Here is a 12,360-nt window from a genome sequence, read left to right as displayed (position 1 = left end):
ATTATACAGCTAAAAAATAACTAAATATTTTTTTTGCTATCAAACTTGGGTTAAGATATTATCAACCGCAAGAACGGTTATTACACCATTTTTAAAAGAAACAGAATTCAGATATAAGAAAATACTTACATTTGAATTCTGTTTTTTTACATAAAATTTAGGACAGTATATATTATTTCATACAAAAAAACATAAAAAGGACGACAACCTTCCGGCCATCGTCCTCTCCTATTAAATAATATCATTTATTAATCTTCCATCAGCTTGCGGTAACGTACCCTCTTAGGTTCCACATTACCCATGCGCTTCATCTTGTTTTCTTCATATTCGGTATATGAACCCTCGAAATAGAACACTTCGCTATTACCTTCGAAAGCAAGGATGTGAGTACAGATACGGTCGAGGAACCAACGGTCGTGGCTGATTACTACGGCACATCCTGCAAAATCTTCAAGACCTTCTTCAAGGGCACGAAGAGTATTTACGTCGATATCATTGGTAGGCTCGTCGAGAAGCAATACGTTGCCTTCTTCCTTCAGTGCCATTGCAAGGTGAAGACGGTTTCTCTCACCACCTGAAAGCATTCCGCAAAGTTTTTCCTGGTCGGCACCTGAGAAATTGAAACGGCTCAGGTATGCGCGGGCATTGACATCGCGGTTACCCATGCGAATAAGGTCGTTTCCACCGCTTATCACCTGATATACAGTCTTGTTAGGGTCTATATCCTTGTGCTGCTGGTCAACGTATGCCACTTTTACAGTCTCTCCTACTTCGAATTCGCCCTTGTCAGGAGTTTCAAGTCCCATAATCAGACGGAAGAGGGTTGTCTTACCGGCACCGTTAGGACCGATGACACCTACTATACCGTTAGGCGGAAGCATAAAGTTGAGGTCGTCGAACAGAAGTTTGTCGCCGTATGCCTTGGCCACGTGCTTGGCTTCGATAACCTTGTTGCCGAGACGTGGTCCGTTAGGGATAAAGATTTCAAGTTTTTCTTCCTTAGTCTTGACATCTTCGTTGAGGAGTTTGTCGTATGAGTTAAGACGTGCCTTACCTTTGGCCTGACGTGCCTTAGGAGCCATGCGCACCCATTCAAGCTCGCGTTCGAGAGTCTTGCGACGCTTGCTGGCAGTCTTTTCTTCCATCTCCATACGTTTTGTCTTCTGTTCAAGCCAGCTTGAATAGTTTCCCTTCCATGGAATACCTTCGCCACGGTCGAGTTCAAGAATCCATCCTGCAACGTGGTCGAGGAAGTAACGGTCATGAGTAACGGCAATTACAGTACCTTCATACTGCTGCAAGTGCTGTTCCAACCAGTCGATACTTTCTGCATCAAGGTGGTTGGTAGGCTCGTCAAGAAGGAGGATATCAGGTTTCTGAAGAAGGAGACGGCACAATGCCACACGGCGGCGCTCACCTCCGGAGAGATTCTTCACCAACTGGTCTTCAGGCGGACAGCGCAGTGCGTCCATGGCACGTTCCAGCTTGCTGTCGAGGTTCCATGCATCAGTAGCATCGATAATGTCCTGCAGTTCTGCCTGGCGCGCGAAGAGTGCGTCCATCTTCTCAGGGTCTTCGTAATATTCCGGCAGACCGAATTTATTGTTGATTTCTTCATACTCTGCCAGTGTATCTACGACCTGCTGAACACCTTCCATTACTACTTCTTTCACAGTCTTTGTATCGTCCAGCTGCGGTTCCTGAGCGAGATATCCCACTGAATATCCAGGCGAGAATACCACTTCGCCCTGATAGCTTTTCTCGATACCGGCAATGATTTTCATCAAAGTTGACTTACCGGAACCGTTCAAACCTATAATACCGATTTTTGCTCCATAGAAAAAGGATAGGTAGATGTCTTTCAATACTTGCTTGTTGTTCTGGAATGACTTGCTCACTCCGACCATCGAAAAGATAATTTTTTTGTCGTCTGCCATATTCTTTATTTATTTAATTGTTGAATTGCTTAGTGTTCTTTTCTGATAATATCTGCGTGTAAACAGAAGATAGCCTAACAGACCCGCCATACATATTACGCCTGACAGTGTCAAAGGATCGGATTCGTAATATCTGCATACATAAAATCCTAATGCCACTCCCATCATTATGCCTATTTCCCACATCAGTTGATATGTGTGGTACCCTGTACCGCGCTCGCAATGCTTCGGCAACTTTATCATTATCTTCAGGTACTGGCACATGGCGGAAGCCACACCCAGTCCCATCATTACTCCGGCCGCACAAAGGACAATATGATGCTGATATACCGAAACAAAATAAACAGACAATGTCATGAATACATATCCTGTCACAATCCACACTATATCATCGGCTTTCTTCTTTATCTGCTTGGGTATAAACCAGAAGATTGCAAACCCAAGGACAATACAAAGATAGAAAAAATAATCTGGTTTACCGGCAAGTACCGTTCCCAAAACGAAAGGTACAGTCATCATATTTATTCCCGGAGGGATATTGCGGAAAAGGATGAACCTGTCGAAAGAGAAAAACGGTGGTTCAAGCGGGGCACGGAAACAGATTTCTATCATAGATACAAGAAACAATGCCACCCCGGCAAAGGCTGCCGAAATGTACATCATATTGTTCAAAGAGAAAATGGAAGACAGATACAATCCTCCCGACAACCCCAACAGCATACCGACACCTCCCGAAAAGGCAAATACCCAATTGGCTTTACTTCTGAACGAGCTTGGCGTGACATCAATGACCAGTGTGCTTCCCGTTACCATAAGCGCTATGGCGAACAATGCTCCCTGAAGGACCCGCAAGGCATATACCATCCATATCTGGTCGGCGTAGGGATAGAGCAATCCTAAAAGCGCAAACAGCATTATGCTCCTTGTACATACATTTTTACGCTTAAATGTATCTACAAGGTAGTTGTTTACTGCTCCGGGCAGAAACAATGCTATACCGAACAAAGATGATACCAATGAGGCTCCAGTGGGAAAATAATCCCATTTACTTACAATCCAAGTCTGTAACACCGGAAAGAGCATGTAAACGCTTATGTATAATAATACATTTGAAAAAATAAGAAGCATGAAATTCTTATTCCAGAATACTTGTTCCGAAGTGTTGTAAGAAGTACTAAACATACATTATATCTTATAGAAAAACACAGGACCAATAAATGAAGATATACCGGCCTATTAAACAAGGCTTTACGTTCTTCATTTATTAGTCCTTTTCTTATATTTTAGAATTAGTATTGCTCTGATTCATTAGGGAAATCACTTGATTTCACATCGCTCACGTACTGACCTATTGCATCTGTCATAACAGTATGAAGGTCGGCATAACGGCGGAGGAACTTAGGGCTGAAGCCTTTTGTCATTCCAAGCATATCTGTTACCACCAGTACCTGTCCGTCTACACCGCCTCCGGCACCGATTCCGATAACCGGAATTGTAAGTTCAGAAGCAACTCTCGTAGCAAGTTCTGCCGGTATTTTTTCAAGTACAAGCGCAAAGCATCCTGCTTCTTCAAGGAGATGAGCGTCGCGGATAAGCTTTTCAGCTTCTGTATCTTCCTTTGCACGCACTGTATATGTTCCGTATTTGTTGATAGACTGAGGCATAAGTCCCAGATGTCCCATCACCGGCATTCCGGCACCGATTATCTTCTTCACAGTGTCAATAATTTCCTCTCCACCTTCCAGTTTCAGAGCGTCGGCATGTGTTTCTTTCATTATGCGGATAGCATTGCGGACACCATCGTAAGCGTCTGCCTGATATGTACCGAACGGCATATCTACCACTACCAGGGCACGCTTTACACCTCTCATAACAGATTTACCGTGGTAAATCATCTGTTCTATTGTGATAGGCAATGTTGTGACATTTCCGGCCATAACGTTGGAAGCAGAGTCTCCAACCAAGATAACATCCACTCCGGCACCGTCAACTATCTGTGCCATAGTGTAATCATATGAGGTAAGCATAGAAATCTTCTCGCCTCTCTGTTTCATTTCTGTCAAACGGTGAGTGGTAACCTTACGCACATCACCAGATAAATATCCTGCCATATTTTCTTTTTAATTAAGTAAATTTAAAAACTCGGCAAAATTAGATGTTTTATGTCATTTAAACAAATTAAGTATGATTTTTACTTGCTTGAATCAGTTTTCGAGCAGCGAAATCATGTCCTGATAAGTGAAATTTGTAAAGTCAGAAATAACTAAATTGCACTTGTCCTTTATAGCTTCCGCCGGATTGGTAGTACTCAATCCAACAACTGTCATTTGTGCCGACGTTCCGGCCTGCAAGCCATGGAACGAATCTTCGAAAACGACACAGTTCTCCGGGATGGTATCGAATACCTGTGCTCCCAAGAGGAAACAGTCCGGAGCGGGCTTGGAACGGGTAAACATCTCTGCCGTAAGTATTCTGTCTACCAAGTCCTTCAGTTCCGGATGTACAGAATATACATTCGACATTTTCTTTTCATTGGAGCTTGTTACAATGGCTATCTTGACACCATTCGCACGAAGTTCTTTCATGAACTCTGCCACTCCAGGCACATACTCATACTTCATCTCACTTTCAAACTTGTTAAGTCCGGCAGTAATCTCTGCCTGAACAGCATCCATTCCCTTGAAATGGCGGTCGTATATCTGAGCTAAAGTCTGCCCCTTGATGATTAATCCGAAGTTCTCAGTTTCGGGGTGATACTTACGTCCTACCTCATTCCAATATATCGTGTATTGTGATTCTGTATCCATCACTACACCATCAAAATCGAAAAGTGCAGCTATAGTTTTGGTTTTATCCATTGTTTAGTTTATGTTTTATCACTGTTTAAATAATGTTTAAACACTATCTAATCATTGCCTAATCATCAATAAAAACGTTACCACCCTACTGCCTTGTACCATGATAGGGTAGTATAATAAGAATTCCAGTCTGGTTTAGAAACGATATTTGGAAGATACATTCCGATACCGCAGAAACGGTCTTTTTCAATTGTATATAACGAATTACCTACAATTGGATATTGTATTCCATATAATGCATCTTTCGCTACAACTACTTTATTTATTACATCCTCTAATCCTTTAGGAACATTTCCATCATTCAAGTTTTTAAAACAATCAACAATATCAAATGAGAAATATTTAAAATTTCTCCATTCATCATCCACGCCATATTGCTGAATAGCATCCTTATCCAAAGAAGCAAACTTACCTGAATAAAGTTCCAAATTAGCGCTAACCCAATCTGCTAATTCATCCATCTTACGGCAATCTATAGCAGAACAGGTTCCCCATGCTCCCAATTCTCTACTATAATCGATATAATCTTTACATATTTCATTATACGGAATAGCATCTCCGTACATCTTAGGCAGAATCACATCATAAGGATGACCTGCAGTATGAGTTTCTACAACCGCTCCTATCAGATAATCTGTTACATCTTTAAGTTCATAACAAACCTCTGCTGTAGCCATCATACAGGCATCAAACAGTATGAAATCCAATTGTTTTCCACTAAACGCTTCTGCCAATACATTGGCCATCTCAGGTATATTAATATTATAACCTGCGTCATCACCAAAAGAACGTCCGGAAACAGCATTTCCTTTCATCCAACTCGTACCATGCGAACCGAATATAAGCCCATAGTTTGTTGATGGAGAAAGCTTAATCATATCGCACAATACACGCGACATAGTTCCAGGGGCTGTTGCATTATGATTCTCGTCTGCATACTTGCTGCAAAAAGCTTCACCAATCACTTTTGTAGGAGTCAAATCATCACCTTGCAAACTTTTTTTACCGTTTATATTACCCTTACCATCTGAATTGAACTGCAATAGACTCGGACCAGACAAACCGCTGTTATCATTATCATATGGTCTATAATAGACTAACAAAGTACATGAATCTGTAGTCTGAACCAATCCGGAATACATATCAACAAGATTCTGTTTTAAATTTCTATCAAGACTACCAGATTTATTATTCGATATCAGATACGCCAAAATAGTCCTCCCCGATTTAAGAGGCACTTTTTCTTCAGGAATCTCGTCAGAACATGAGAATAATACAAAAACCGATAGTAATAAAAATAATATTTTCTTCATTTCCAATACAAATATATAAAAACAGAAAGCGTATCGTTATGCTTTATTACAACCAAAACAAAACGATACGCCCAATCAGAAGACTAATACATCTCAGCCTTCTCAAACTTAAATTCAGGATTTACGCTCTTAAGCAATAGATTGCCTCCTTTGTTATATTTCTCTTTAAGCTTCAATAATTCTTTCTGCAACTTACTCTTCTTCAGGTTATAGAACATGAAACATGTACGGTTCTTACCAGCTTCTTTTGTTTCCAAATAATCCTTAAGCTGAACGCTGTACTGCGAACGTCCGACCAGAAATCCCTTACCGTCCACTACTGCACTGTCCAGAAATTGTATATCTGTGAAATATACCAAAGAATCAGTAAACGAAGCTGAAACTCCGGCCATATATACACCATATTTGTTTTTATCTTTTGATTTCTTGGCCGTTACCCCAACAACTATGGATACGGCAAACACAAAGCATAATAATCTTATAAGTCGCATAATCAATTGTTTATATTAATGCAAAAGTAGTCATTTATTGTCAATATAGGAAAAGCATGACCTTATTTTAACATACAGAAACAAAAAAACAGAAACAAACCATATCAAGTTTATTTCTGTTTTTCTTTTCGGAAACCAATCTCTATCTTATCCCAAATAAGATTTGAGCAATTTACTACGCGAATTGTTTCTTAATCTTCTAATAGCTTTTTCCTTAATCTGGCGTACACGTTCGCGTGTAAGTCCAAATTTATCGCCAATTTCTTCCAACGTCATTTCCTGCGTGTTAATACCGAAAAACATCTGGATTATATCCTTCTCTCTATCGGTCAGCGTAGACAATGCTCTGTCGATTTCCTTCGAAAGTGACTCATTAACCAAAGAACGATCCGCCATAGGCGAATCATCGTTCACCAACACGTCGAGCAAGCTGTTGTCTTCACCTTCTACGAAAGGTGCGTCTACAGAAATGTGTCTTCCTGAAACTTTCAGAGTATCAGAAATTTTATCTACAGGGATTTCAAGTTCATCTGCCAACTCTTCCGGCGACGGGCGACGCTCGTTTTCTTGTTCGAACTTGGAGAATGCCTTACTGATTTTGTTCAATGAACCCACCTGGTTCAATGGCAATCTAACGATTCTTGACTGTTCCGCCAAAGCCTGAAGGATTGACTGACGAATCCACCATACTGCATAACTGATAAACTTGAAACCACGAGTTTCGTCAAACTTTTCGGCTGCTTTAATAAGTCCGAGGTTTCCTTCGTTAATCAAGTCCGGCAAGCTCAATCCCTGATTCTGATACTGCTTGGCAACAGAAACGACAAATCGCAAGTTTGCTCTTGTAAGTTTCTCTAACGCAATTCTATCCCCCTTTCGGATACGCTGAGCAAGCTCAACTTCTTCCTCCACCGTAATCAAGTCTTCACGACCAATTTCCTGTAAATACTTATCCAGAGAAGCGCTCTCTCGGTTAGTGATACTTTTGGTAATCTTTAATTGTCTCATTCTTTAAAATCGATTTGGGCGTAAAGTTATAAAAATATCAAGAAACAGGCAATTTTTCCTGATCTTTATTATAACTTTTTATAACAATAAACGATAAAGAGAGGCGTATATGTCAGATATAACATAAAACGCCTCTCGGAATCTTTTACCTTAATTTAATACCTACATAAAAATACCTTATATCTTTTTACCTGAATTTATTCTACCTGTGACAAATCAACTGCATAGTTTGCACGTTTTCCGGAAGGATAAACACCGGTCATGAATAATACCTGGTCTGGTGACTGAGATGCAGACTTCATTACATTCTCAAGATCCTGAACAGTCTTCAGCTGTTTTCCATTAGCTTTCAATATAATGAATCCCTTACGGATACCGCTGTCAGCCATTCTGCCATCAGTTACTCCTGTTACCTGTACTCCGTAACCTAAGTTCAACTGACGTTTCAATTCTTCAGGCACTTCGCGGAATGCGGCACCAAGCATTTCCATATCTGCTTTCTTAACCACCTTGGTATTACCCTGGGCATTCTTCAATGTGATGGTGAAGTCTTTTTCTTTCTTGTCGCGGAATACCGTCAGTTTTACTTTATCACCAGGACGATACTGGGCAAGCATACCCTGCAAGTCTGCCATTGTCTTGACTTTCTTACCGTTAAGTTCAAGAATGACATCATTCTTCTGCAATACTCCATCTGCAGAACCACCTTCGGTAACTTCTATTACCTGTACACCTTCATTTGCGCCAAGTTCCTTTTGTTCTTTTCTTATTTCATCCGGATAAGTTTCATCACCCATATTTCTTCCGGCAATACCGAGCAATGCACGCTGAACAGTACCATACTGCTTGATATCTGTAACAACCTTAGTCATAATGCTTGTAGGGATTGCAAATCCGTATCCTGAATATGCACCTGTAGGCGAGAATAACATTGCATTGATACCTACAAGTTCGCCACGTGCATTAACCAGTGCACCACCACTGTTACCCTGGTTGATAGCAGCATCAGTCTGAATGAATGATTCCACCTGATTAGCACCAAGGCCTCTTGATTTTGCACTTACCACACCGGCTGTAACTGTAGAACCCAAGTTAAACGGATTACCAACAGCCAATACCCATTCACCAACTTTCAGTTTGTCAGAGTCGCCTACCGGGATTGCAGGGAAATCATCACCTTCAATCTTAACCAAGGCAAGGTCTGTTGTAGGGTCCGTACCTATCACCCTACCCTTAAGTTCTCTGCTGTCCTGAAGCTTGACACTTATTTCGTCAGCTCCGTCTATAACGTGGTTGTTTGTTACTATATATCCGTCCTTAGAGATAATAACTCCGGAACCAAATCCTTTCTGTTCAGGAGTTTCTATCTGACGCTGACGTCCTCGACCGTCGCCGAAGAAATAATCGAATATGTCCGGCATCTGCTGTACTGTCTGCACCTTGCTTCTTTGTGTAGCAACGATATGTACTACTGAATTCAAAGAACTCTCAGCAGCTTTAGTCAAATCAACAGGCTGCATACTGTTGGAATCCATAGCCACCGCACGTGTAAGAGGCATGGTATTGAAAGACTCGAAGAAAGTCTGACTCTCCTTAGGTTGATTATTCTGTGAAACAACGTATGCTGTAACACCTGCAACTCCTGCACTGACTGCAACCATTGAAGCTGCTCCTATAGCAAATTTAGTTACTGTTTTCATAATCTTGTCTACATTAAATTGTTAATTTCACTACTTGTTTAACATTTCATCCGCTAAAGTATAACAAATTCCATACGGTTGTACTCCTAAGTATCAGTTTTTTCCCTCTTTTAACATTGGCATATAGCCGATTAACCCGTGTTAACGAGCGAAACTGACAAATTTACATTCATTACAAGTAACTGACACGACAAAGATAAAAGTATTTCTGCCAAGTCTGCCGTTTTTTCAGTTTATTTCCCTACCTTTGCACTTGGAAAGCAGCAGACCGGTCTGTCGCTGGTATATTATACAAGAGGAAAGTCCGGGCAACACAGAGCATCCTACTTCCTAACAGAAAGCTGTCCGCGAGGGTAGAGTAATGCAGAAGAAAATAACCGCTCCTTCGGGAGTAAGGGTGAGAAGGTGGGGCAAGAGCCCACCAGCCGCATAGCGATATGCGGGCTGTGCATCTTAGGAGTTGTAAGGTCATGTAAACCGGCATTAACGAGGGTTGCTCGCCCCACGTCGGAGGGTGGACCGCTTGAGCCGTTCGGTGACGTTCGGCGTAGATAAATGACAGACACCCCTGCCAGTCAGAGGAACAGAACCCGGCTTATAGGCCTGCTGCTTTCTTTTTTTATTTCATTAACAACCTTTCGCCATGAAAAAGTTCCCGATAGAGAAATGGAAAAACTTCTTCCAGAAAGAGCTATGGATAGCCGATGAAGAGAAATACCCTACTTTACTCAGAAACGTTATAAAAATCATCAGAATAATAACATTTTCCACAGAGCAGTTCAACAATAATAGAATAGCCGTACGCGCATCAGCCTTAACATACAGCACACTGCTCTCCATCATCCCGATATTAGCAATACTGTTTGCCATAGCCAGAGGATTCGGATTCGACTCCATTATAGAAGGGCTATTCCGCAACAACTTGAGCAAACATCAGGCAGAGCTTGTCATAACATGGATTAACTCATATCTGCAGCACGCACGCAGCGGAATATTCATCGGAATCGGTATTGTAATGTTATTATGGACTATATTAATACTGACAGACAATATAGAACGAAGCTTCAACACTATCTGGCAGGTAAAACGTCCACGTTCAGTATTCAGGAAAATAACAGATTATTTTTCCATGATACTCCTGCTGCCGTTACTTATAGTGTTCTCCAGCGGATTATCCATCTTCATGACAACCATGCTTACAGAGATGGAGACATTCACACTCCTTGCCCCGATTATGAAGTTTCTGATTCGCCTTCTGCCTTACGCCATAATATGGGCTATGTTCATAGGCCTGTTTGTCTTCATTCCAAACACGAAAGTAAAGATATCGCACGCCATAATCCCCGGAATACTTGCCGGCAGCGCATTCCAGCTGTTCCAGTACATATATATAAACAGTCAGATATGGGTGTCGAGCTACAACGCCATCTATGGTAGCTTTGCAGCTATTCCGATGTTCCTGCTATGGACTCAGATATCATGGAGTATCTGCCTTTTCGGTGCAGAGATGAACTATGTCAGCCAGAATCTGGAATCATTCAAATATGGCAAGGAAGCCAAAAATATCAGCCGAAGATATCACGACTTTTTCTGCACAGTCATTTTGTCACGGATTTGCAAAAGGTTTGAGAACGGCGAAATTCCATATACAGCCGAAGAGATAAGCCGGGAAAACAAGATTCCAATAAGGCTTACGAAAGATATCCTGTACGAGCTTCAGGACCTGCAACTCATCTACGAGGGAGTAAGAGAGAAAGAGAAAGGCGAAGAAGTCTGCTACCTGCCCGGCATGGACATCAACAACCTGAGCATTGGAGTTATGCTGAACATGATAGATTCCAAAGGGTTTGAGAATTTCAATATTGACAAAAACTCATATCCCGAATCATGGGACGCATTAGTCAAAGCCCGCGAAGACTATTCATCACAAAACAACCGTATTCTACTGAAAGACTTATAAAAGATAACGGCTTCCGCATATGATAAGCATCATCACGGAAGCCGTTCTTATATCCTTTTCAACAGGAGAAGCATCATTCTGCAGTAAGCTGCATCATTCTGCTCAGATATTTTCCTATTATATCAAATTCCAGGTTCACAACGCTTCCCACACTTATGGTATGGAAGTTAGTATGCTCGAAAGTATAAGGAATTATAGCCACCTGAAATGTATCCTCAGTAGGATTACATACCGTCAGGCTCACTCCATTAACCGTTACAGAACCTTTGTCAACAGTGAAATATCCTCTTTTCGCCATTTCCTTGCCGAATGCATACTTAAATGTGAAATACCAGCTACCTTCGGCATCATCCACAGCTACACAAGTCGCAGTCTGGTCTACATGCCCCTGTACGATATGTCCGTCAAGTCGACCGTTCATCATCATACTTCTTTCCACATTCACCTTGTCGCCTGCCTTCAGCAATCCGATGTTGGAACGTTCTATCGTTTCTTTCATGGCTGTCACCGTATAAGTGCCATCCTGAATACTTACCACAGTAAGACACACTCCGTTATGAGCCACACTCTGATCAATCTTGAGTTCGTCCACAAACGAGCATTTAAGTGTGAGATGAAGGTTTTCCTGTTCTTTAACCACCTTTACCACCTCTGCAAATTCTTCTACTATACCAGAGAACATAAAGTTTATCTTTTACCAGTTAATCAATATACGTCTATTCACTTTTTTGCCGGGATTGGCTTTGACCATACAGTTTCGCCGTCAGAATCCACAACCGATATTTCTCCACCGGCGCATTCTTCTGTAAACGAATTACCCTTCTCCAGCATATCCTCAGCCATATGAATGGCCTTTTCCATAGTTTTCAGCGAGAATCCCTTGTTATCGTAAGAATCTCCATCCGAAAAATAAATGTCATAAGTTTTCATGTAAGTCAGTCTTAAATATTTTGCGCGGCAAAGATACTGAAAGCTATGATATTGACAAATGAAAACAACAAAAAAAGAAAGAAACCGAACTTATCGGCTTCCTTCTGTCAGAGCGGAAAACGAGACTCGAACTCGCGACCCTAACCTTGGCAAGGTTATGCTC

Annotated in this window: 11 protein-coding genes and 1 other RNA gene; 2 read left to right on the top strand and 10 right to left on the bottom strand. The window is 41.4% G+C overall.

Annotated features, from left to right (window positions below):
- Positions 1-248: 248 nt before the first annotated feature.
- From ettA to QZ379_RS09990, 8 genes are all read right to left on the bottom strand, one after another.
- The gene (ettA, locus tag QZ379_RS10025; RefSeq protein WP_291563914.1) at positions 249-1,937 is read right to left on the bottom strand and encodes an energy-dependent translational throttle protein EttA; all 1,689 of its coding nucleotides are present in this window, start codon (positions 1,935-1,937) and stop codon (positions 249-251) included.
- Positions 1,938-1,946: 9 nt separating this feature from the next.
- Positions 1,947-3,065 (bottom strand): MFS transporter, encoded by a 1,119-nt coding sequence (locus QZ379_RS10020; protein WP_291563916.1) that lies wholly within the window; start codon positions 3,063-3,065, stop codon positions 1,947-1,949.
- A 161-nt stretch (positions 3,066-3,226) separates the two neighbouring features.
- Positions 3,227-4,048 carry a 3-methyl-2-oxobutanoate hydroxymethyltransferase gene (gene panB / locus QZ379_RS10015; RefSeq protein WP_291563912.1) on the bottom strand — a complete coding sequence of 274 codons (822 nt, stop codon included), beginning with the start codon at positions 4,046-4,048 and terminating at the stop codon, positions 3,227-3,229.
- 93 nt (positions 4,049-4,141) lie between these two features.
- On the bottom strand, positions 4,142-4,795 hold the full coding sequence (locus QZ379_RS10010) for an HAD family phosphatase (protein ID WP_291563911.1): 654 nt from the start codon (positions 4,793-4,795) through the stop codon (positions 4,142-4,144).
- A 77-nt stretch (positions 4,796-4,872) separates the two neighbouring features.
- Positions 4,873-6,108: a clostripain-related cysteine peptidase gene (locus QZ379_RS10005; RefSeq protein WP_291563909.1), complete on the bottom strand. Its 1,236-nt coding sequence runs from the start codon at positions 6,106-6,108 to the stop codon at positions 4,873-4,875.
- A gap of 83 nt (positions 6,109-6,191) precedes the next feature.
- Positions 6,192-6,599, bottom strand: coding sequence for a hypothetical protein (locus tag QZ379_RS10000; RefSeq protein WP_291563907.1), 408 nt, complete (start codon positions 6,597-6,599; stop codon positions 6,192-6,194).
- A gap of 147 nt (positions 6,600-6,746) precedes the next feature.
- On the bottom strand, positions 6,747-7,607 hold the full coding sequence (locus QZ379_RS09995; RefSeq protein WP_154044561.1) for an RNA polymerase sigma factor RpoD/SigA: 861 nt from the start codon (positions 7,605-7,607) through the stop codon (positions 6,747-6,749).
- A 197-nt stretch (positions 7,608-7,804) separates the two neighbouring features.
- Positions 7,805-9,307: a Do family serine endopeptidase gene (locus QZ379_RS09990; RefSeq protein WP_291563904.1), complete on the bottom strand. Its 1,503-nt coding sequence runs from the start codon at positions 9,305-9,307 to the stop codon at positions 7,805-7,807.
- A gap of 260 nt (positions 9,308-9,567) precedes the next feature.
- Here QZ379_RS09990 and rnpB point away from each other — a divergent pair.
- An RNA gene (gene rnpB / locus QZ379_RS09985) (RNase P RNA component class A) lies at positions 9,568-9,921 on the top strand.
- A gap of 29 nt (positions 9,922-9,950) precedes the next feature.
- Entirely contained in the window at positions 9,951-11,267 is a 1,317-nt protein-coding gene (locus QZ379_RS09980) for a YihY/virulence factor BrkB family protein (protein WP_291563902.1), read from the top strand.
- Positions 11,268-11,340: 73 nt separating this feature from the next.
- On the opposite strand, the gene QZ379_RS09975 is transcribed toward QZ379_RS09980, so the two are convergent.
- Positions 11,341-11,949 carry a riboflavin synthase gene (locus QZ379_RS09975; protein WP_291563900.1) on the bottom strand — a complete coding sequence of 203 codons (609 nt, stop codon included), beginning with the start codon at positions 11,947-11,949 and terminating at the stop codon, positions 11,341-11,343.
- Between the two features lie 38 nt (positions 11,950-11,987).
- Entirely contained in the window at positions 11,988-12,197 is a 210-nt protein-coding gene (locus QZ379_RS09970) for a hypothetical protein (RefSeq protein WP_291563898.1), read from the bottom strand.
- Between the last annotated feature and the right edge of the window lie 163 nt (positions 12,198-12,360).

This window comes from Bacteroides sp. (assembly GCF_019417265.1).
In the GTDB taxonomy this organism is placed as follows: Bacteria; Bacteroidota; Bacteroidia; order Bacteroidales; family Bacteroidaceae; genus Phocaeicola.
Note: the sequence above shows the minus strand (reverse complement) of the source record. Positions and strands in the feature narration are given on the sequence as shown.

Coding starts and splice junctions, on each gene's coding strand:
- QZ379_RS10005 (WP_291563909.1), bottom strand. CDS start 6,108: ATGAAGAAAATATTATTTTTATTACTATCGGTTTTTGTATTATTCTCA.
- QZ379_RS09970 (WP_291563898.1), bottom strand. CDS start 12,197: ATGAAAACTTATGACATTTATTTTTCGGATGGAGATTCTTACGATAAC.
- QZ379_RS09980 (WP_291563902.1), top strand. CDS start 9,951: ATGAAAAAGTTCCCGATAGAGAAATGGAAAAACTTCTTCCAGAAAGAG.
- panB (WP_291563912.1), bottom strand. CDS start 4,048: ATGGCAGGATATTTATCTGGTGATGTGCGTAAGGTTACCACTCACCGT.
- QZ379_RS09995 (WP_154044561.1), bottom strand. CDS start 7,607: ATGAGACAATTAAAGATTACCAAAAGTATCACTAACCGAGAGAGCGCT.
- QZ379_RS10010 (WP_291563911.1), bottom strand. CDS start 4,795: ATGGATAAAACCAAAACTATAGCTGCACTTTTCGATTTTGATGGTGTA.
- QZ379_RS10000 (WP_291563907.1), bottom strand. CDS start 6,599: ATGCGACTTATAAGATTATTATGCTTTGTGTTTGCCGTATCCATAGTT.
- QZ379_RS09990 (WP_291563904.1), bottom strand. CDS start 9,307: ATGAAAACAGTAACTAAATTTGCTATAGGAGCAGCTTCAATGGTTGCA.
- QZ379_RS09975 (WP_291563900.1), bottom strand. CDS start 11,949: ATGTTCTCTGGTATAGTAGAAGAATTTGCAGAGGTGGTAAAGGTGGTT.
- ettA (WP_291563914.1), bottom strand. CDS start 1,937: ATGGCAGACGACAAAAAAATTATCTTTTCGATGGTCGGAGTGAGCAAG.
- QZ379_RS10020 (WP_291563916.1), bottom strand. CDS start 3,065: ATGCTTCTTATTTTTTCAAATGTATTATTATACATAAGCGTTTACATG.